The sequence below is a fragment of the Massilia sp. YIM B02769 genome (genome assembly GCF_030411995.1).
In the GTDB taxonomy this organism is placed as follows: Bacteria; Pseudomonadota; Gammaproteobacteria; order Burkholderiales; family Burkholderiaceae_D; genus Telluria.
Window position 1 is genome coordinate 82,020 of sequence record NZ_JASNRC010000018.1, and the last position, 17,722, is coordinate 99,741.

28 protein-coding genes and 1 pseudogene are annotated in these 17,722 nt (G+C 63.9%); 28 read left to right on the plus strand and 1 reads right to left on the minus strand.

The window, feature by feature from the left end; genetic code table 11:
• Positions 1 to 141 precede the first annotated feature (141 nt).
• The 4 genes from QPK31_RS24005 to QPK31_RS24020 are packed head-to-tail and all read left to right on the plus strand — an operon-like array spanning position 142 to position 3,138.
• The gene (locus tag QPK31_RS24005) at positions 142 to 330 is read left to right on the plus strand and encodes a hypothetical protein (RefSeq protein ID WP_290425414.1); all 189 of its coding nucleotides are present in this window, start codon (positions 142 to 144) and stop codon (positions 328 to 330) included.
• Positions 327 to 1,400 (plus strand): replication protein, encoded by a 1,074-nt coding sequence (locus QPK31_RS24010; protein WP_290425415.1) that lies wholly within the window; start codon positions 327 to 329, stop codon positions 1,398 to 1,400. Before QPK31_RS24005 ends, QPK31_RS24010 begins: the two co-directional genes overlap by 4 nt.
• Positions 1,397 to 2,770 carry a replicative DNA helicase gene (gene dnaB, locus QPK31_RS24015; RefSeq protein ID WP_290425416.1) on the plus strand — a complete coding sequence of 458 codons (1,374 nt, stop codon included), beginning with the start codon at positions 1,397 to 1,399 and terminating at the stop codon, positions 2,768 to 2,770. Before QPK31_RS24010 ends, dnaB begins: the two co-directional genes overlap by 4 nt.
• On the plus strand, positions 2,767 to 3,138 hold the full coding sequence (locus QPK31_RS24020) for an endonuclease (protein WP_290425417.1): 372 nt from the start codon (positions 2,767 to 2,769) through the stop codon (positions 3,136 to 3,138). Before dnaB ends, QPK31_RS24020 begins: the two co-directional genes overlap by 4 nt.
• 100 nt (positions 3,139 to 3,238) lie before the next feature.
• Here QPK31_RS24020 and QPK31_RS24025 read toward each other — a convergent pair whose 3' ends face one another.
• Entirely contained in the window at positions 3,239 to 3,652 is a 414-nt protein-coding gene (locus QPK31_RS24025) for a hypothetical protein (protein WP_290425418.1), read from the minus strand.
• Between the two features lie 712 nt (positions 3,653 to 4,364).
• On the opposite strand from QPK31_RS24025, the gene QPK31_RS24030 reads away from it, so the two are divergent.
• The 24 genes and pseudogenes from QPK31_RS24030 to QPK31_RS24145 all read left to right on the plus strand — a co-directional run.
• Positions 4,365 to 4,901, plus strand: a complete 537-nt coding sequence (locus QPK31_RS24030) for a hypothetical protein (RefSeq protein WP_290425419.1) — start codon at positions 4,365 to 4,367, stop codon at positions 4,899 to 4,901.
• Positions 4,902 to 5,006: 105 nt separating this feature from the next.
• A complete protein-coding gene (locus QPK31_RS24035; protein WP_290425420.1) occupies positions 5,007 to 5,336 on the plus strand; it encodes a hypothetical protein in 330 nt (109 codons plus the stop codon).
• Between the two features lie 382 nt (positions 5,337 to 5,718).
• Positions 5,719 to 5,928 (plus strand): hypothetical protein, encoded by a 210-nt coding sequence (locus tag QPK31_RS24040; protein WP_290425421.1) that lies wholly within the window; start codon positions 5,719 to 5,721, stop codon positions 5,926 to 5,928.
• 2 nt (positions 5,929 to 5,930) lie between these two features.
• A complete protein-coding gene (locus QPK31_RS24045) occupies positions 5,931 to 6,314 on the plus strand; it encodes a hypothetical protein (RefSeq protein WP_290425422.1) in 384 nt (127 codons plus the stop codon).
• Positions 6,311 to 6,565, plus strand: a complete 255-nt coding sequence (locus QPK31_RS24050) for a hypothetical protein (RefSeq protein WP_290425423.1) — start codon at positions 6,311 to 6,313, stop codon at positions 6,563 to 6,565. Before QPK31_RS24045 ends, QPK31_RS24050 begins: the two co-directional genes overlap by 4 nt.
• Entirely contained in the window at positions 6,565 to 6,723 is a 159-nt protein-coding gene (locus QPK31_RS24055) for a hypothetical protein (RefSeq protein ID WP_290425424.1), read from the plus strand. Before QPK31_RS24050 ends, QPK31_RS24055 begins: the two co-directional genes overlap by 1 nt.
• Before the next feature lie 29 nt (positions 6,724 to 6,752).
• A complete protein-coding gene (locus QPK31_RS24060; protein ID WP_290425425.1) occupies positions 6,753 to 6,884 on the plus strand; it encodes a hypothetical protein in 132 nt (43 codons plus the stop codon).
• A 12-nt stretch (positions 6,885 to 6,896) separates the two neighbouring features.
• Positions 6,897 to 7,061, plus strand: a pseudogene (locus tag QPK31_RS24065) (HNH endonuclease); the annotation flags it as partial.
• A gap of 93 nt (positions 7,062 to 7,154) precedes the next feature.
• Positions 7,155 to 7,466, plus strand: coding sequence for a hypothetical protein (locus QPK31_RS24070; protein ID WP_290425426.1), 312 nt, complete (start codon positions 7,155 to 7,157; stop codon positions 7,464 to 7,466).
• A 2-nt stretch (positions 7,467 to 7,468) separates the two neighbouring features.
• Entirely contained in the window at positions 7,469 to 9,136 is a 1,668-nt protein-coding gene (locus QPK31_RS24075) for a terminase large subunit (RefSeq protein WP_290425427.1), read from the plus strand.
• The gene (locus tag QPK31_RS24080) at positions 9,137 to 10,444 is read left to right on the plus strand and encodes a phage portal protein (protein WP_290425428.1); all 1,308 of its coding nucleotides are present in this window, start codon (positions 9,137 to 9,139) and stop codon (positions 10,442 to 10,444) included.
• Positions 10,395 to 11,147, plus strand: a complete 753-nt coding sequence (locus QPK31_RS24085) for a head maturation protease, ClpP-related (protein WP_290425429.1) — start codon at positions 10,395 to 10,397, stop codon at positions 11,145 to 11,147. The genes QPK31_RS24080 and QPK31_RS24085 overlap by 50 nt, the downstream gene beginning before the upstream one ends.
• 91 nt (positions 11,148 to 11,238) lie before the next feature.
• On the plus strand, positions 11,239 to 12,486 hold the full coding sequence (locus QPK31_RS24090) for a phage major capsid protein (RefSeq protein ID WP_290425430.1): 1,248 nt from the start codon (positions 11,239 to 11,241) through the stop codon (positions 12,484 to 12,486).
• A 53-nt stretch (positions 12,487 to 12,539) separates the two neighbouring features.
• Complete coding sequence (locus QPK31_RS24095; RefSeq protein ID WP_290425431.1) at positions 12,540 to 12,698, plus strand: hypothetical protein; 159 nt, start codon at positions 12,540 to 12,542, stop codon at positions 12,696 to 12,698.
• Positions 12,699 to 12,702: 4 nt separating this feature from the next.
• Positions 12,703 to 12,891: a hypothetical protein gene (locus QPK31_RS24100; RefSeq protein ID WP_290425432.1), complete on the plus strand. Its 189-nt coding sequence runs from the start codon at positions 12,703 to 12,705 to the stop codon at positions 12,889 to 12,891.
• A 9-nt stretch (positions 12,892 to 12,900) separates the two neighbouring features.
• Positions 12,901 to 13,314, plus strand: coding sequence for a hypothetical protein (locus tag QPK31_RS24105; RefSeq protein ID WP_290425433.1), 414 nt, complete (start codon positions 12,901 to 12,903; stop codon positions 13,312 to 13,314).
• A 2-nt stretch (positions 13,315 to 13,316) separates the two neighbouring features.
• Positions 13,317 to 13,742: a hypothetical protein gene (locus tag QPK31_RS24110; protein WP_290425434.1), complete on the plus strand. Its 426-nt coding sequence runs from the start codon at positions 13,317 to 13,319 to the stop codon at positions 13,740 to 13,742.
• Positions 13,739 to 14,113: a hypothetical protein gene (locus QPK31_RS24115; RefSeq protein ID WP_290425435.1), complete on the plus strand. Its 375-nt coding sequence runs from the start codon at positions 13,739 to 13,741 to the stop codon at positions 14,111 to 14,113. The genes QPK31_RS24110 and QPK31_RS24115 overlap by 4 nt, the downstream gene beginning before the upstream one ends.
• Positions 14,114 to 14,116: 3 nt before the next feature.
• Positions 14,117 to 15,634, plus strand: a complete 1,518-nt coding sequence (locus tag QPK31_RS24120; protein WP_290425436.1) for a LamG-like jellyroll fold domain-containing protein — start codon at positions 14,117 to 14,119, stop codon at positions 15,632 to 15,634.
• On the plus strand, positions 15,631 to 16,173 hold the full coding sequence (locus tag QPK31_RS24125; RefSeq protein WP_290425437.1) for a hypothetical protein: 543 nt from the start codon (positions 15,631 to 15,633) through the stop codon (positions 16,171 to 16,173). Before QPK31_RS24120 ends, QPK31_RS24125 begins: the two co-directional genes overlap by 4 nt.
• Positions 16,173 to 16,487 (plus strand): phage head closure protein, encoded by a 315-nt coding sequence (locus QPK31_RS24130; RefSeq protein WP_290425438.1) that lies wholly within the window; start codon positions 16,173 to 16,175, stop codon positions 16,485 to 16,487. Before QPK31_RS24125 ends, QPK31_RS24130 begins: the two co-directional genes overlap by 1 nt.
• Positions 16,484 to 16,999 (plus strand): hypothetical protein, encoded by a 516-nt coding sequence (locus tag QPK31_RS24135; protein ID WP_290425439.1) that lies wholly within the window; start codon positions 16,484 to 16,486, stop codon positions 16,997 to 16,999. Before QPK31_RS24130 ends, QPK31_RS24135 begins: the two co-directional genes overlap by 4 nt.
• The gene (locus QPK31_RS24140) at positions 16,996 to 17,346 is read left to right on the plus strand and encodes a DUF3168 domain-containing protein (protein ID WP_290425440.1); all 351 of its coding nucleotides are present in this window, start codon (positions 16,996 to 16,998) and stop codon (positions 17,344 to 17,346) included. The genes QPK31_RS24135 and QPK31_RS24140 overlap by 4 nt, the downstream gene beginning before the upstream one ends.
• A gap of 91 nt (positions 17,347 to 17,437) precedes the next feature.
• On the plus strand, positions 17,438 to 17,722 hold a 285-nt coding region (locus QPK31_RS24145; RefSeq protein WP_290425441.1), incomplete at its 3' end, for a phage tail tube protein.

A 17,722-nucleotide genomic window follows, 5' to 3' on the forward strand; every position in this document is an offset into this window, starting at 1 on the left:
GAGAACAGCATGGCATTCCCCACCGCGACACGCGCCGGCCAGGCCGATGCATCCCGCATAAGCGGCACAGCGCCGCCGACACGCGATGTCCCGCCGTTGGCAGCGCGCGCCTACCTTCTCAAGTGCCCAGGTACCGACCTCGTGTCGTGCACCTCGTGCGCGCGCCGCCTGGCGCCGGCCGCCGATGTCGGCCAGCGCTGGATCGAGCCGGCGCGCATCGGCGCCTGCGGCTATTACGCGAACGTCGACGAGGTCGCCTGGGTCTACGGGCATGGCTCGCCGCCAGCGGAAGCGCCCGATGCTGGCTGCCCAGGTGACGGCCAAAAATGAGCACGCCCCAGCTTGAAGACGGCTTCATCCGGATCGCCAATGAGCTGTTCGAGGCCATCCTGTCCCATGGGTTCAGCCAGCGCGAGCTGCTGGTGCTGCTGACCATCGTCCGCAAGACCTACGGCTACGGCAAGAAGGAGGACGACCTGTCGGCATCGCAGATCGGCGACCTGTGCTCGCTCGCGCGCCCGCACGTGACGTCCACGCTCAACGCGCTGGCGCTGCGCAACGTGATCACGAAGCGCCCGGGCCGGTTCGGCTCGATGATCGGCATCCAGAAAAACCACACGAAGTGGGTGAGTGCTGGCCAGCTGAAAAGCGCGCCAGATAGTACCGAATCAGTACACCCTAGTACTGAATCGGTACATGTACCGAATGAGTACAGGGGTAGTACCGAATCGGTACAGGTCGATAGTACCGAATCGGTACACACAAAAGACAACCTTCCAAAAGACAACCACCAAAAGAAAAGTTCTTGCGCTCCGGCGGTCGGCGAGCAGGGCGAAAACGAAACCGGCGAGGGCGGCATTCCGCCAGCTGGCCAGCCTAAGCGCCGTGCAGCCGACGAGCTGCTGGCCAGGTTCGAGCGCTTCTACGAGGCCTACCCCCGGAAGCGTTCACGCAACGACGCCGTCAAGGCGTTCACGAAGCTCAACCCTGACGACGCCCTGCTCGAGCAGATCCTGGCCAGCCTTGAGCAGGTCAAGGCATCGGGCGAGTGGAGCGACCCGAAGTTCATTCCCTACCCGGCCTCGTGGCTCAATGCCGCCGGCTGGCTCGACGAGGTCCAGGCCGTGTACAGCACCGACGAGGTGGCCGTGATCAACGCCTTCAACGACGTGCTCGGCGCCCAACTGGGTGACGTGTCGACGTCGATCTTCGTGCCGGCGCGTGCCGCAGCGATCAGGGAGTTCGTCACGTTCTCGCAGAAGCCAGGCTTCGTCGAAAAGTTCTTCCCCTGGGTGCGCGATAACGCGGCCATCCCGCCGCGCGCAGGGTTCGATTGGATCATCAGCCGCAAAGGCTTCGCCGACATCAGCGGCGGTCAACACGGAAAGAAAGCAGCATGAGCAACATGGCAGACCATAACCCTATCCCACAGTCGATCGAGGCCGAGCAGGCTGTCCTGGGCGCGCTGCTCAGGGTCAACGACGCCGTCGACAAGCTGGGCGACCTGCAGGCGAAGCACTTCACGCGCGACGACCACCGAGCGATCTACACCGAAATCCTGGCGTTGATCAAGCAGGGCCACGCCGCCGACCCGGTTACCGTCTGGGCCGCGCTGCAGGCCCGTGGCGGCCCGTTCCTCGACGGCCTGGGCGGGTACCTCATCAAGCTGTCGCAGAGCGTGCCGAGCGCCGCCAACGTCAGCCGCTACGTCAGCATCGTGGTCGACCGCGCGCTGCTGCGCGGCGTAATGCACGTAGCCGACTCAATCAACGGGCTGGCCCAGAACACGAAGGGCAAGTCCGCAGACGAGATCCTGGATGCGATGCAAACCATGGTCACCAGCTTGGCCGAGCGGCGCGTGCGCAACGAGCCGCGGATGATCCGCGATGTGCTGCAGGGCGTGCTGGAACAGATCGAGAAGAGGTCCGAAGGGGAGAGCGGCGCCATGCCGACCGGGATCGCGCCGATTGACCGCTTGTTCAACGGCGGGCTGCGTCCTGGCCAGCTGATCATCGTCGCCGGCCGCCCGTCGATGGGCAAGACCGCGCTGACCTCCGACATCGGTCTGAACATGGCTGCTGACGTCAGCGTGCTCAACTTCAGCATGGAGATGGAGAGCCAGGAGATCGCGGCGCGTGCGCTGTCCAACCGCGGCCGCGTGCCGCTGGCGTCGATCCTGGGCGACATGTCCGGCGCCGAGGACTGGCCCGGGGTGACGACCGGATGCATCAAGCTCGACAGCCTGCGCTTTGCCATCGACGACACCCCGGCGATCTCGCTGCTCGACCTGCGCATGAAGGCGAAGGCCTGGAAGCGCCGCCATGGCCTCGACGTCATCATCGTGGATTACCTGGGCCTGATGAGTGGAGGGGAGGGCGAGAAGCGCCACGAGCAGATCGGCTCGTATTCGCGCGGCCTGAAGGCGCTGGCCAAGGAACTCGGCGTGGCCATCATTGCGCTGGCCCAGCTCAATCGAGCGGTCGAAGGGCGCCCCGACAAGCGGCCTATGCTGTCTGACCTGCGCGACTCGGGCGAAATCGAGCAGGACGCGGACATCGTCATGCTGGTGCACCGCCCCGAAATGTACGAGCCGGAAAACGCAGAGCTGCGCGGCTTTGCCGAGGTCCTGGTGCGCAAGCAGCGCAGCGGCGCGCTCGGCGATATCCAGCTGCGTTTCGATGGCCCGACGTGCCGCTTTGAACCGTGGGGTGGATGCGCGCCGCCGCCGGCGCCAAGCCGTGGTCGTGGCAGCCCGAGGTTCGAACAATGACCGCGTCGATCCTGGTGACCCTGCCATTCCCCGATCGGCGCCTGAACCCGAACAATTCGAAGGGCAAGCACTGGGCCTCGACCGTGGCGCTGCGCAAGTCGGCCCGCGCTGGCGCCGCGCTGCTGACGCAGGCCGCCGCCACTGGCCAGCACTTCGAGCCGGGCGCCGAGCTGGCGCTGGTGATCACGTTCGTGCAGCCCGACCGCCGCGCGCGCGACCGCGATAACCTGCTGGCCGCGTGCAAACCGATGCTGGACGGCGTGGCCGACGCCCTGGGCGTGAACGACAGCCAGTTCGAGCCGGTGACGATCCGGCGCGAGTATGGGACGAAGCCTGGCGCGGTGCGGGTGGAGATCGTAGGGGCGTAAAAAAGCCCGCAGGAGCGGGCTATACGGGGCGAACCGTTTTAATTGCATTTCTTCGCCTTGCCTACGGCGGACTGGCTGGTGCATGCGGGCGCGGGCTTAGTTAAGATTCGTCTTCTGACTTTTTGCTTTTACCCGCATGATAGCCGCCGAAAGCGCCACCGCCGAAGGCCAGAGCCAGCTTTAGGGCCTCAATAATCACATCCTTGGCTCCGTATGCGACCATTGCCATCGCAAAGCCTCCAATGATCAAAGCCATAACAGAGATATAGACATACTTGTTCGTCAAGTGACGGTTGTATTTCTCCCGTCCGTCGACTTGCGAACGCTCTTGGGCTTCAATACTTTTAAGTGCAATTCTTTCATTTGATGCAATTTCTTTGGACCGAACCTCTAACTCCATGCGACGGACTTCGGTGTCCTTAGATTGCACCTCGACCATGCCCTGAAGGGCTGTCATGAGGTCAAACTTAGCTCTATCTTCTGGCTCGTTTGGTGACGGATTGATATCGTTCATTCAGCGGGGACTAGTTTTGGCGTTCGGTACTCAACAACAAACGAGCCAAATCCCTTCCCCCCAATTCTAGGGGCGACAAATTTGACCGTCTTTATTTCAGTAGGGCGCTCTGACTTCATTATTAGGAAGTCCCTGGCTGACAGGACTTGACTTGATGCTGCAACAAATTCAGCAGGCTTGGTAACTTTTGATTTCAAGATTCTCATGTCGTGCTCCTAAACAGCTGATGGATCAGTCTTGTTTTGTTTGCACATGGTAGTGCTATGAGACGAAGCAAAATAGCGACCGATGTGTCGCTGTGGATAACTTCATCAAGAGGCAGTTCACTACTACGTCGCTCGCGGTGAGTCAACTAGTGAACAGGCCTTCAGTGTACATCAAAAATGACGGAACCGTCATTCTTGAGGTCTCCCTACGTATCACTACGTATCACAACGGATCACTACGTATCACTTCTTACCTATCAAGTTACCTTCGACAAAAGCTGCGAGATAGCGTGCACACTGTCTATCTTGCACAACACTAGGGTTGCAAAGGATGTCGATTCGTAGCTTGCGCTATCTCAGCAGCTCGTGCAATCAATTGCAAAAGATGAGCTGGCTCATCAGCTGACGCGGGCAAACAACAATGTTAAAAATAAACATTTTCCCACTAGAAAAATTCCTCTCGGCATGGTACGCTCACTCGGTCGTCTTTCGCTGAAAGTTAAATCATGGGATTCGCAGACCGTTATATCCACGCACTGAGCGCGCCGAATCTCAAGGACGACGAGCGCCACCACCAGGCCGAGCCGCTGCTCGCCGCTGCCTTTGCTGCTGCTGAGGTATCGGGCGATCTCGGCCCGCTGTTGCACCGCGTGAAGTTCGCCGACCCGCTCGCGCGCCAAGCCTTCGAAGGCAACGCCGGCAACCTGGCCCAGCTGCTGCGCCTGTGGACCGACGAGGTGATCAAGCGCGGCCGTTCACGCCGCTGGGTGCCCGAGAACACCGCCTGGGATGCCGATGCTGCCCAGAAGCTGTACCGCACGGTGGCTGAGCACTCGCTGGCGCATTGGCTCGATGGGAACTGTTCGCCGTGCGGCGGCACTGGCGTGACGGAGAGCCGCACTTGCAAGCCCTGCTGTGGCACTGGCAAGGCCGAGCTGGCAATGGCGGCCGGCTTCGTCCGCGAGCACACGCTGAACATGGTGAGCGAGCTGCAGAGCATCGTGGATAGCCACGCCGCACGTGCCTCATCGAAATTGCGCTAGTACATCCCATTAATAAGTTAATTTATTGAAAATGTTTCAGCCACGTGTTAACGTTCAGCTTCGTTACTTTTAGCCATTAGCTTTTCAACGTCGCAGGAGATTTTGATGCGCCCAGCCCAGTACCGAGACACTGCAGGAAAAGCAGTGGCAATGGCGTTCATCATGAGTTGCTTACTTGCAATTCCATATGTGGGCGCAGTTATTGGCGCGGTTATCGTACTATTGCTCATGGTCAGGATTTCAGTGGATTCAAAAAGTAAGCTGGCCCATGCAGGAATTCTCTTTTGTACAATTTTTGCTTATCTTGCCGTTACAGTTAGAGGCATCATAATAAAGGCGGAGATTTTGAATCTAGCCATGACCCTGTTCATCGTGAGCTTTGTTGGGCTGATGATCTTGGCTAGGGGCGGTGTCGAGTGGTATAAAGGTGACTGATAGACCTGTATATTGACGATGGCATTGAGGGTACTGTGCAACTGAACAGTACTTAGATAAACTGTAGGTCTCCATTCTTCCGGCCTCGTAATGTGCGCACCGCGCCACCGATAACCGGAACTCGCGACAGTACCCGGCCATTGATGCTGTCGCACGTCTGTACAGATTGACCAGTCAACGGCCCCGCCCCTGCGCTTTCATGCATCGGCGGGGTTCTTTTTTCAGCTCACCACGCAGATAGCATGGGAGCACCAAGCCCGCCTCCGAAAGGACCGCGGGCTTTTCTATTTCCAGACCTGCACAGTGTCTCCACCGGCGGCATGCCGGCTTCGCCGCCGTAGCGTTCGCGCTGCTGGCGGCTTTTTTATTTCCGAGGTATCCCATGAAGAAGGTCGCGATCAAGTCGTCGTCCCTGCCAACCCGCTCGCCCCTGATGTTCGCCATCGTAATGTGGCTGCTGTGCGATCGGCTGGCGGCGCCTGCCTGGGCGTATGGCGTGCTGTGGACCATCGTGGCGCTCTGGGCGGTGGTGTTCGTCATCAGCCTGTTTAGCACTACCTTCCGCGATGTCCCGGGCTTCGGCGAGAAGTAGGAATGGAGCGACCAATCCCGAGCCTGCGCGTGCAGATCGGCAGCGAGATCGTGCTCCGCCGTGCCGTGCCGCACGTGCTCGAATGCGATGACCTGAGCAGCCGAGCCACGGTAGTGAGCCTGCGCCCGCAGCTGCGCCCTGGTGAGATCCTGGTCGAGCGCATGGGCGAAATCCCGCTGATCGTCGTCGACGAAAGCATGATCTTCCCGGCGCCGACGGCTGAGGCCATGGGCTTCGACGCCTGGATGCAGCAGCGCACCGAGCTGGCGCACGCCGAGTACATGCGGCGCACGTCGCGCCTGCTGTGGTGCGACTGGCGCGCGGTCACCACGCCGGCCGAGATAGCCCACAGCTACGGCATACGTGCTGTTGGGGTCGCGACGTGAGGCCGCTCGCTGAGATGTACCGCGACCAGATCATCCGCAGCGTGGTCACCGACCGGCCGGCCATGTGTTACCCGGCCAATAAGCCTGAAGCCCTAGCCGACGTATGCGCCCTGCTGGCCGATGGCTACGAGGCCAAGCGCCTGCTACGCGCCAAGGGCTGGGGCCAGGTCGGCATGAGCATCCTGGAGATCGCCCAGCTGCTGCCGTGTGCGCCGCAGCGCCCGGCACGCAAGAAGAAAGGAAAGCGCTGATGGCCACAACAACGTTGATGCTCAAGCTGAAGGTGCGCTGGTGGCTTAAGTTCTACCTGGTTGGCGTGCTGCTTACTGCCCGCCTGACGCGTGCCGAGCCGGACTGGGTCCGTGTCCGCTACTGGATCGGCAAGGGCACGAAGATCGAGGTGCGCTGATGCTGAAGCTGCGCACCCTTAGCTCGAGCTTGAAGGCACCAGTCGGCCGCCTCGCCATGCCAGCGCCAGCCAGGCCTGGAGTCGTCGAGCGCAAGCGCGGCTCGGCAGGCGTCAAGGACCGCGAGCGCATCCGAGAGGGTGAGGGCGGCCTGTGCCTGTAGTGCAAGCGGCGAGGGCGCACAAGCGTCGGCACCGTGGTGGACCACTTGAAGCCGCTCTGGGCTGGTGGGTCCGACGATGACGACAACAAGGAACTGTTGTGTCAGACGCCATGCCACGATGCGAAGACGGCGAGGGAAGCGCGGCAGCGCGCCGCCGGCGGCCTGGTCGAGGGCTGACAGAGGGGGGCATCAAACCTTTGCGACCTCGACCTCAAGACACCGACTAGCTTCCCATTCGCAGAATAAATCCCCCTTTTCGAAAGAATTCAAATGGCAGGCCAACCAGGACGGAGCGGCGGCGCCCGGCCGGGTGCTGGCCGACCGAAGAAAGAACCCGCTGTGCTGCCCCTGTCCGTGCCGTACAGCGATCCCCTCGATTTCCTCCGGGCGGTGATGAACGACTCCGGCACCGAAGCGAAGCTGCGCGTCGACGCAGCCCGCGCGCTGATGCCGTTTGTGCACCAGAAGAAGGGCGAGGGCGGGAAGAAGCAGCAGAAGGATGAGGACGCGCAGAAGGTGGCCAGCAAGTTCGGCCAGGCGGCTCCGCCGCGTCTTGCTGCTGCTGGCGGCAAGAAGGTGTGACTATGGAATGGACAACAGCATGCCCCGATTGGGAGCGACGCCTGCAGGCTGGCGAGTCGATCATTCCGGCGCCGATATTCCCCGAGCAGGCCGCCCAGGCGCTGGCCATCTTCAAGGAATTGCGCGTGGTCGACCTGCCCGGGAAGCCGACATTCGGCGAGTGCAGCGAGCAGTGGGTATTTGATTTCGTCGCAGCCATCTTCGGTGGCTACGACGGCGAGACCGGCAAGCAGCTGATCCGGGAGTACTACCTCCTAATCAGCAAGAAGAACACGAAATCGACGATCGCCGCCGGCATCATGCTGACGGCCGTCATCCTCTGCTGGCGCAACGAGGAGGAGCACCTGATTCTGGCGCCAACCATGCAGGTGGCCGATAACAGCTTCAAGCCGGCGGCCGCCATGGTGCGTGCCGATGAGGAGTTGTCCGCGCTGTTCCACGTCCAGGACCACGTGCGCACGATCACACACCGCGTGTCCCGCGCCTCGCTCAAGGTGGTGGCGGCCGATACCGATACCGTGTCGGGAAAGAAGTCCGGGCGCATTCTGGTGGACGAGCACTGGCTGTTCGGCAAGCGCGCCAACGCCGCGGCGATGTTCATGGAGGCCCTCGGCGGCCAGGTCTCGCGTCCAGAGGGCTGGGTCATCTACTTGACGACCCAGAGCGACGAGCCGCCCGCCGGCGTGTTCAAGGAAAAGCTCGACTACTATCGGGATGTCCGCGACGGGAAAATCTACGACCGCAAGTCGCTGGGCGTGCTGTACGAATATCCGGCGTCCCTCATCAAGGCGAAAGCCTACCTCGACTCGTCGACGTACTACATCACCAACCCGAACATCGGGCGCTCGGTCAGCAGCGAATGGCTTGAGGACGAGCTCAAGAAACTGTTGCACAAGACCGACGGCTCGCTGCAGAAGTTCTTGGCCAAGCACCTGAACGTGCAGATCGGGATGAACCTGCGCGCCGACCGCTGGAGCGGCGCCGACTTCTGGGAACGGCAGGCGAAGGTGCCAGGCCTGACGCTCGAGGAGCTGCTCGAGCGATCCGAGGTCGTCACGGTCGGCATCGACGGCGGCGGCCTGGACGACTTGCTGGGCTTCGCCGCCCTGGGCCGCGAGCGCGGCACGAAGAAGTGGCTCGCCTGGACGCGCGCGTTCGCGCATCCGATCGCCATCGAGCGCCGCAAGAGTGAAGAGACCAAGTACAGCGATTTCCAGGAACAGGGTGACCTGATCATCATCGACGAGCTGCCTGGCGACGTCGCCGAGGTGGCGTCGCTGGTCAAGCAGGTGGACGACAGCGGGCTGCTCGCATCGGTCGGCCTGGACCCGGAAAAAACCCACAAGGTCATGTTCCAGGCCCTGGTCGACGAAGAGATCGACGAAGACAAATGCTTCGCCATCTCACAAGGCTGGAAGCTGATCGGCCCGATCAGCGTCGCCGAACGCAAGCTCGCAGAGGGCGTGCTGGTGCACGGCGGCCAGCCGCTCATGACCTGGTGCGTCGGCAATGCCAAGGTCGAACCCCGCGGGAATGCGGCGCTGATCACCAAGCAGGCATCAGGCACCGGAAAGATCGACCCGTTGATGGCGCTATTCAACGCCGTCTCACTCATGGCGCTCGATCCGGAGACGCCGGACGCGCCCGAAATTATCGTATTGGACCTTTGAATGACCGGAACACTACTGAACCTGGAGGCCACGCGACACGAATCGCGCGTGCTGGGCTCCTGGATGGCCGGTCGAGACGGCGCATCCGAACGCGCCGGCGTCGTGGCCCTGGGCGAGAACTCGCACAGCGAGCTGTCGATGGACGGCCTCGCCTCTCTGCTCGGCGCCGCGCACCGATCCTCGTCCGGCGCCGCCGTGACGGCAGAGACGGCCATGCGCGTGTCGGCGGCCTACGGCTGCATGGCGCTGGTCGCCGGCGCCATCGCGACGCTGCCGATCGGCATCTACGAGCGCAGCGGCAACGACCGCGACTCTGCCGACCACGATTACTGGTGGATGCTGAACGAGAAGGCGAGCGACGGCTGGACGGCCTCGGCCGCCTGGGAGGCCATCATGCTGTCGAAGCTGTCGCACGGCGATGGTTTTGGCGAGTGGATCCGGCCAAGCTTCCATAGCAACCGCGTGATCGGTTGGAAACCGCTGCCGCGCCACACCGTGCAGCCGTTCAAGGACCGCGATGAGGTCTACTACCGCATCAGCCCGGGCGACAAGCCGTCGTATGTGCTCCACCGCGACGACATCATCCATCTGCCGAGCCTGGGTTTCGATGGCCTGACCAGTCCCAGCCCGCTCACCTACGCGGCGCTGGAAGCGATCGGTACCGCGCTGTCCTCACAGGAGCACGCAGGCAGGTTCTTCTCCGGCGGCGCCAACTTCGACTACGCGCTGACGTCCGAGAAAAAGGTGGACGACAAGCAGCTGCTGGCGCTGAAGGCCTCGCTGATCGCTCGCGTGCAGAACGGCGGCCGTGGGCCGCTGATCCTGACTGGCGGGCTGAAGCCGGCGCAGCTGAGTGTCAATTCGAAGGACGCCGAGATCCTGGCGACGCGCCTGTTCACGGTCGAGGAAATCTGCCGCATCTTCGGCGTGCCGCCGCACATGGTCGGGCACACCGAGAAGCAAACCAGCCATGGCAGCGGAATCGCGGAGCAGGGCATTGGCTTCGTCCGTTACACGCTGCAGCGGCACCTGACGCCGATCCAGCAGGAGCTGAACAGCAAGCTCTGGCCCGTGCGCCAGAAGTACTTCGTCGAGCACATCACCGCGGCGCTCGAGCGCGGCGACATCAAGGCGCGGTATGAGGCGTACAGGATAGGGCTGGGCCGCGCCGGCGAGCAGCCGTTCTTGACCGCAGATGAAGTTCGCCGGCAGGAGAACATGCCGCCGAACACCAAATTGAAAACGAATGGAGGCATGAGTGCCGAAAAGCCTGACCCAGCTCCTGGCGAGCAACAAGAAACGGCCTGACCGGCTGCCGCAGTCTCGGATCGTCGCCAGCGCTGACGAGACCGAGATCTATATCTACGACGCGATCGTGGCCGACGAGGACACCGCGTACTGGTGGGGCGGCGTCTCTGCCGAGGCCCTGGTCCCGGCCATCCGCAACATCAAGGGCGGCACGATCCACCTGCGCATCAACAGCCCGGGCGGCGACGTGTTCGCCGCGCAGACCATCTGTCAGGCGATCCGCGATACCGGCGCCAAGGTGATCGCGCACATCGACGGCTATGCCGCCAGCGCGGCCACCGTCATCTCGATTGCCGCAGACGAGGTCGAGATCGCCGCAGGCGGCTTCTTCATGATCCACAACGCCTGGACCTGGGCGATGGGCAACGCCAACGACCTGACCGCCACCGCCGTCCTGCTCGGAAAAATCGACAGCAGCCTGGCAGGCCAGTACGCGGCGAAAAGCGGCATGGCCGTCGACGACGTGCGCGCCGCGATGGACGCCGAGACCTGGTACACCGCCGAGGAAGCGGTGGCCGCCGGCCTGGTCGACCGCATCGCCGCCGGCAAGAAGGCCGAGGCGTCCTGGAACATGAGCGCCTACGCCAAGGCGCCGAAGATCGAAAACAAGGAACCCGACCAGGTCGACCCGGTCGCCACCGAAGAACACCGCGCCCGCCAGCTGCAACGCATCAGCATGATGGCCCGCACCCAAGTTAGCTGACGCTCTCGCGCCACTAAGCCAGCCGCCTCCGGGCGGCTTTTTTATTGCCCCAACCAGCCGCGAGAGCGGACTACCCACCGAAAGGCACCACATGAGCAAGCTCGCCCAACTGCGCGAAAAACGTAACGCCGCGGCCAAGAAGGCCCACGACCTGAATAACAAGTACCCAGCCGACCAACGCATGCCGGCGGCCGAAGCTGCCCAGCTGGACAGCTTCCTGGCAGAGGTCGAGGCGATCGACGCCGAGATCGCGCGCGAACAGCGCATCGCCCAGGTCGCCGGCGAAAACCCGGAAGCCCAGCATGATGCCGCGTTGCAAGCGGCGTACCGCGGTGGCGTGCGCGACGCCGATGAAAGCGCTGCACTGCGCGCCATGCTGTCGGGCGGCCTGTCGGCCCTGAGCGCCGAGCAGCGCAGCGCGATGAATGCGCGCGTGAACCACGACATCCGCGCCGCGATGTCGACCACCACCGGCTCGGAAGGCGGCTACACCGTGGCCACCGAGTTCAACAAGACGCTGATCCAGGCTATGAAGGCAGCGTTCTCGGTGCGCAGCGTCGCCAGCGGCATCCAGACCTCGACCGGCGCGCAGATGCTGTTCCCGACCGCAGACTCGACCCAGGAAGAGGGCGAGATCGTCGGTCAGAGCGCTGGCGCCGGCAGTGGCGACACCGGCTTCGGCCAGGCGTCGATGGACGTGTACAAGTACTCGTCGAAGTCGATCGCGCTGCCGTTCGAGCTGATCCAAGATTCGATGTTCAACATCGAGGCCTACATCCAGAGCCTGCTGCAGCTGCGCCTGGGTCGCATCCAGAACCGCCACCACACCGTCGGCACCGGCACCGCCCAGCCGCGCGGCATCGTTACCGCGTCGGGCGCCGGCAAGGTCGGCGCTACCGGCCAGACCGGCACCGTCACCTACGACGACCTGGTCGACCTCGAGCACTCGGTCGATCCGTACTACCGTGCGACGGCCAAGTGGATGATGCACGACGACAGCCTGAAGGTGCTGCGCAAGCTGAAGGACGGCAATGGCCGTCCGATCTTCGTGCCGGGCTACGAGCAGGGCAACCCCGGCGGCGCTCCTGATCGCCTGATGGGCCGCGAGATCATCATCAACCAGCACATGCCGGTGATGGCCGCGAACGCGAAGTCGATCCTGTTCGGCGACTTCTCGAAGTACCTGATCCGCGACGTGATGGACCTGACCCTGTTCCGCATGACCGACTCGAAGTACACCGAGAAGGGCCAGGTCGGCTTCCTCGCGTTCCAGCGTTCGGGCGCGAACATGGTCGACGTCGGCGGCGCGATCAAGTACTACCAGAACTCGGCCACCTAACCGCAACCGGCGGCCAGCTGTGGCTGGCCCCTCCCAACCCGTAGGAGAAAGACATGGCAGATGCCAAAAAAGTGAAGGCCCGCGTGCTGGTCAAGTGCCCGCTGGGCGAGATCGACGACGTCGTCGAGGTCGATGCCGACGAAGCGAAAGCGCTCGTTGGCGTCGTCGACACCGCGCCCGCCGCGGTGAAGTACGCCGAGTCGCTGAAGTAAGCCGGTGGGCATCGGGCCCGCCACCGCCGCTCTGCTCGCCGATCTGCGCGAGTGGGCGGCCGACCCGGGCGCCTGGTGCTACCCGGTCGAAACCACACGCGGCCGCGCCGTCCTCTTTCCGGAAGACGTCGACGGCCGCACCGATGAACAGCTGGTCGCGGTGATCTGCGAGCGGCTGAACGAAAACAAATAGCGAGGGCCCATGGCCGCATTCACCAAACTGCAGAAATTCATCGAAGCGGTCGCGCACGGCAAGCACAACTTGTCCACAGCGCAGATCAAGGTCGCGCTGACGAACACGGCGCCCAATGCGGCAACGGCCGGCGTTCTTTCCGACCTCACCGAGATCGCATATACCAACTCCTCGAGCAGGAACGTGACCACGAGCGCATCGGCGCAGACGGGCGGCTCGTACAAGCTGACCTGCGCCGACTTGAATCTCACAGCCGGCGGCGGGCCGGTGGGGCCGTTCCGCTACGCGGTCCTGTACAACGACTCGGCCACTGCCAAAGACTTGATCGGCTGCTGGGACCGCGGCGACAGCATTACGCTGCTCGACGGCGAAAGCATCCTGATCGACTTCGACCAGGCGGCCGGCGTCTTCACGATCGCCTGATCATGACGCCTGACCAACAAGCTGCGCTGCGCACCGCCGCGCGCGCGAACCCGGCATGCGCTGCGCTGGTGGCGGCGAAAGACTGCCGCGCCTTGGCCCTGCTCCTGTCCAACGGGCGCACGCGCCCGAGCGCGACCGAGATCGGCTACGGCACGATCCTGGAAGTGATCGGCATCGCCGCCGGCAACCAGCTGATCGACTTCATCAAGGGCAACCCCGAGCTGCGCCACGTCGTGCCGTTGCTCGAGCAAGGCCGACTGCGGATCGGTTCGCCAGTCACGCAAGCCGCCGTGCAGTCCTTCGTCGGCGCCGGCGCAGTGGCCCAGGCGGACGCAGATACGCTCTGCGCCCTGGGCCGCGAGCCAGCACCGCTTACCGCCGCCGAGGTCGAAGACGCGCTGTTTTACAAGAACGGAACCGAAAAATGACCGCACCAACGCGACAGACCGTCGAAATCCTGGCGGCCACGCAGATGACTCCCGGCACATCCGAATCTGCTCCGTTTATCGTTGGCCCATGGGTGTCGGTTGCTGCACTGAACGGTGGCCAGCTCGCCGCATTCCTCACCAACACCTCCGCTCCGGGCGTGGCTGGCCAGTTCATCTGGCAGGGCTCGGACAAGAACGACGGCACGAACATCGTCGAGATCTGGCGCGGCGCTGGCAATACCAACGCCAACAGCACCTCGACGCCGGTGCCGATTGACCTGCCAAAGGAAATTTCGTACGTGCGCCTGGTCGGCTACGGCAATACGCTGCAGCCAGTGGGCCTGCGCGGCGTGCTATTCGCGAAGGGTTGACACATGGCCGGCATGCGCTACCAGCCGCAGGGCAAGCTGCAGCTGAACCGCCAGCACACCCTGGCGCCGGCCTTACGCCTGCTGTCCCTTCCAGGCGTGCACCGCGGCTTCGACGCCGTAGCGCAGCAGGCGGCAACCACTGTCGGCGTGAAGGTGGTAAGCACGCCGGACGGCGCGGTCGGCGGCTTTGGCGCGGCGGTCGGCGCTGGCAGCACGGACCGGATCACTACAGGGCTGGTCGGCGACTTCCCGCTGTCCGGGCGCTCCTATATTTTCCGATTCCGCCGCAACGGTGGCGGTGGCGGCAACCTCGGACGCCTGTTCGACAAGACCTCCAGTGGCGGCGGGCAGTTCCTGATGTGGTACGGCTCACGGGCTGCGATCAGCTACGGCTTCTATGCAGGGTCCAGCACCGAGCGAAACATTGATATCCCAGGGACAGCCACGACGGCTGCGGTAGGGCAGGACTGCATCCTGATCGTGGCGCACGCCTATGACGGCGCAAGCAGCACGATCAACGCGTACGTGAACGGGCAGCGCGTCCTGAACGACAGTGTTGTCGCCGGGGTTCTGAGAGACGCGCCATCCGTGCCGCTGACGATCGGCAATCGCGCCAGCGACGGCGCCAGGGTTTGGGATGGCTCGATCGAATTCGCGGGAGTGATCGACCTGGTGCTGTCTCCGGACCAGGCCACCGCGCTGTCCGGCGGCATCTACCAAGTGCTGGCGAACCCCTATGCCGACGACCAAGACGAAGCCCAGCCGAGGAGCTACACCCTGACGGCTGCTGCTGGAGCGTTCGCTGTTACCGGCAGTCCGGCCGGCCTTCGGGTCGCCCGGCGACTGGCGGCGGCGCCAGCGGGTTTCTCGCTGGCCGGCGCCGCTGCGGCGTTGCGCGCCGTTCGCCGCCTGTCAGTCGAGCCGGGTGCATTCGCTCTCGCTGGCTCGGCTGCCGGGCTGCGGGCTGCCCGCAAGTTCGCAGCTGCTCCTGGCGTGTTCAGCCTGGCGGGCGGCGTCGCCACGCTGGTCGCAGCCCGTCGGTTGTCTGCGGCGCCTGGTTCATTCGCTGTCGTCGGCCAGGTCGCCACGCTGGTGCACACCGCTGCGCCGGCGCCAGGTGGTCCCACCTACGTCCTCACGGCATCGCCCGGCGGCTTCGCGCTGGCGGGTGCGCCGGCGGCGCTCGTCGTGGCGCGGCGGATCACTGCCGGCGCCGGTTCGTTCGGCATTGGGTCTTCGCCCGTCAGCCTCACGGCACAGCGCCGATTGGCTGTTGGGCCAGGGGCGTTCGACGTCGTCGGCGCCGCCGCGCTGCTCAAGGTGGCGCGCCGGCTCTCGGCCAACCCGGGCACCTTCACGGTCGCCGGCAGCGACGTGATGTTCAGGCAGGGTGCCCAGATCGAGTATGCCCGCGCGCCGGCCGGATCCGGCTACACGCCGCGGCGCCAGGAATACCAATCTCGGCCCGCTCAGGTCTCCACCGGCGGCCGGCTACCAGCAAGACAGGAAAACTACCGATGACCCCGAAAGTGATCACTCCGCCGGCGCAGCTGGCGGTCTCGCTCGATTCCGCCATCACGGCGGCGCGCGTGAACGGCGCAGGCCTGGACGACGAGGTCAAGCAAGCCGTACTGACGGCCACGGCGGAGGCGGAGTTCGAGACGCAGCGCGCGTTCATCAAGCAGACCCTGCGCCTGACGCTTGACCGCTTCGACGATTCGATCAAGCTGCCGCGCCCGAGACTGATCGAGGTGGTGCACGTCAAGTTCATCGACCAGGCCGGCCAGCAGCAGGAGCTGCACCCGCAGGACTACCAGGTGGATGTCGAGAGCGAGCCGGCCTACATCGTTCCGGCGCCGGGCAAGGCCTGGCCGACGACCGCCGCGCGCATCAACGCTGTCGAGGTGCAGTACGTGGCCGGCTACGGCCCGGATCACACCAGCGTGCCGGACTCGGTCAAGGGCTTCATCCTGCGCCGCGTTGCCGAGCAGTTCGGCCAGCTGTCCGCATCAATGGCGGCCAGTGCGGTGCACCTGCTCGATGGGGAGGTGGTGTACTGATGTTCAACGATTACCTGACGTTTCTCAAACCGTCGCAAGAGCGCGACGCGGCGGGCCAGCGAAAGCCGGGCCAGGCCTGGGTGCCAGTCGAGCCGGGCATGCGGGGCGATGTTCGCCATCTGCGAGGCCTGGAAACGCTGCGTGCAGACACCGAGGTTTCGGTGCTGCGCGCATCGATCCGCACCTGGTACCGGGCCGATATCGACGAGACCATGCGGGTCGTGCACAACGAACGGACCTACGCGATTAAGGCGCCACCGCTGCGCAACGTCGACCGGCGCATCATGGATTTGGTCTGCGAGGCCGTGAAATGATGCGGTTCGACACGTCGTCACTCATCGAGGCGGTAAAGCAGACCGCCGAGCAGGTCGTCAAATCGATAGACGAGCCGACGCTGCGCACTGTTGGATTCGCCGGCGCCGATCTGTTCCGCGATCAGGCGAACCAGAATGCGCTGTCCAACAAGAAGACCGGCATGCTTTTCGAATGCATCCTCGTTAAGCGCCTCGAAGCGGATTTGGTAGGCGGCACGGTGCAGGTCGACCTGGTCACCGTGCGAAATGGCAATGCATCCAGAGACGGCGCCTACTACTGGCGCTGGGTGGAAAAGGGCCACAAGTTCGTCCCGAAAAACACGAATGTGAGTGCGCGGACAGGCCGGACCATTGGCTGGGCAGCGCACCGCCGCGCCGCAGAGCTCGAATACGGGAATGCCCGAGTCCGCGCGTACCCGTTCATGCGGCCAGCGTACGAGGCCAGAAAGCGCGACGCGGTCGACCTGATGACGCGCACGCTGGCCCAACAACTGGCGAGGAATTCAACATGACCCCACACGAGCAGATTCGGTTGGTGCTGGGCGAGCTGGCCGGCGGCCGGGTGTTCCCTGGGATCGCCGACGCCGACACGCTTACCCCGTACATCACGTTCCAGGTGATCGGCGGGCCGCCCATTAACTTCGTCACCGGCGAGGCGCCCGCCAAGCGCTTCGTTCGGGTGCAGATCAATGTGTGGTCCAGCACCTCTATCGAAGCATTTGAGGTGGCCGCGCAAGTCGAGAGCGCCCTGCGCGCGGAGACGGCGCTGCAGGTCGAGGCACTGACCGGCGCCGGCGACACGTACGATGAAGTGACGGAGTACCGCGGAGCGATGCAAGAGTTCCAGCTGTTCGTCTGATAACCGTTTAACCCCATCCAGGCTGCCCCGAGAAATCCGGGCGGCCTTTTCTTTGCCCGGCTGTCGGGCTATTTACCTGAAAGGCCCATAAATGCAACTGCCAAACAACATCGCGTTCGCCGTGGCGAGCGTCTTCGCCACCGCTGTGGTCATCACCGCGGCGAGCAACGCCGCCGAGGCGGTGTGCACCGCGACCAACACCTTCGCCGCCGGCGACTTCGTCGAATACACCGGCGGCTGGAGCAAGGCCAACGGACGCGTGTTCCGCCTGAAGGCGGCCACCGGCACCTCGTTCACGCTCGAAGGCCTGGACACCACCGACGTCACCCTGTTCCCCGCTGGCGCCGGCCTGGGCCAGGTGCGCAAGGTCACCACC

Bases quoted from the DNA above. Each gene is read 5' to 3' on its own strand.
- QPK31_RS24135 (WP_290425439.1), top strand. From the start codon at position 16,484: ATGATGCGGTTCGACACGTCGTCACTCATCGAGGCGGTAAAGCAGACC.
- QPK31_RS24125 (WP_290425437.1), top strand. From the start codon at position 15,631: ATGACCCCGAAAGTGATCACTCCGCCGGCGCAGCTGGCGGTCTCGCTC.
- QPK31_RS24070 (WP_290425426.1), top strand. From the start codon at position 7,155: ATGGCAGGCCAACCAGGACGGAGCGGCGGCGCCCGGCCGGGTGCTGGC.
- QPK31_RS24055 (WP_290425424.1), top strand. From the start codon at position 6,565: ATGGCCACAACAACGTTGATGCTCAAGCTGAAGGTGCGCTGGTGGCTT.
- QPK31_RS24075 (WP_290425427.1), top strand. From the start codon at position 7,469: ATGGAATGGACAACAGCATGCCCCGATTGGGAGCGACGCCTGCAGGCT.
- dnaB (WP_290425416.1), top strand. From the start codon at position 1,397: ATGAGCAACATGGCAGACCATAACCCTATCCCACAGTCGATCGAGGCC.
- QPK31_RS24010 (WP_290425415.1), top strand. From the start codon at position 327: ATGAGCACGCCCCAGCTTGAAGACGGCTTCATCCGGATCGCCAATGAG.
- QPK31_RS24105 (WP_290425433.1), top strand. From the start codon at position 12,901: ATGGCCGCATTCACCAAACTGCAGAAATTCATCGAAGCGGTCGCGCAC.
- QPK31_RS24120 (WP_290425436.1), top strand. From the start codon at position 14,117: ATGGCCGGCATGCGCTACCAGCCGCAGGGCAAGCTGCAGCTGAACCGC.
- QPK31_RS24040 (WP_290425421.1), top strand. From the start codon at position 5,719: ATGAAGAAGGTCGCGATCAAGTCGTCGTCCCTGCCAACCCGCTCGCCC.
- QPK31_RS24110 (WP_290425434.1), top strand. From the start codon at position 13,317: ATGACGCCTGACCAACAAGCTGCGCTGCGCACCGCCGCGCGCGCGAAC.
- QPK31_RS24025 (WP_290425418.1), bottom strand. From the start codon at position 3,652: ATGAACGATATCAATCCGTCACCAAACGAGCCAGAAGATAGAGCTAAG.
- QPK31_RS24035 (WP_290425420.1), top strand. From the start codon at position 5,007: ATGCGCCCAGCCCAGTACCGAGACACTGCAGGAAAAGCAGTGGCAATG.
- QPK31_RS24020 (WP_290425417.1), top strand. From the start codon at position 2,767: ATGACCGCGTCGATCCTGGTGACCCTGCCATTCCCCGATCGGCGCCTG.
- QPK31_RS24030 (WP_290425419.1), top strand. From the start codon at position 4,365: ATGGGATTCGCAGACCGTTATATCCACGCACTGAGCGCGCCGAATCTC.
- QPK31_RS24115 (WP_290425435.1), top strand. From the start codon at position 13,739: ATGACCGCACCAACGCGACAGACCGTCGAAATCCTGGCGGCCACGCAG.
- QPK31_RS24095 (WP_290425431.1), top strand. From the start codon at position 12,540: ATGGCAGATGCCAAAAAAGTGAAGGCCCGCGTGCTGGTCAAGTGCCCG.
- QPK31_RS24045 (WP_290425422.1), top strand. From the start codon at position 5,931: ATGGAGCGACCAATCCCGAGCCTGCGCGTGCAGATCGGCAGCGAGATC.
- QPK31_RS24140 (WP_290425440.1), top strand. From the start codon at position 16,996: ATGACCCCACACGAGCAGATTCGGTTGGTGCTGGGCGAGCTGGCCGGC.
- QPK31_RS24080 (WP_290425428.1), top strand. From the start codon at position 9,137: ATGACCGGAACACTACTGAACCTGGAGGCCACGCGACACGAATCGCGC.
- QPK31_RS24130 (WP_290425438.1), top strand. From the start codon at position 16,173: ATGTTCAACGATTACCTGACGTTTCTCAAACCGTCGCAAGAGCGCGAC.
- QPK31_RS24090 (WP_290425430.1), top strand. From the start codon at position 11,239: ATGAGCAAGCTCGCCCAACTGCGCGAAAAACGTAACGCCGCGGCCAAG.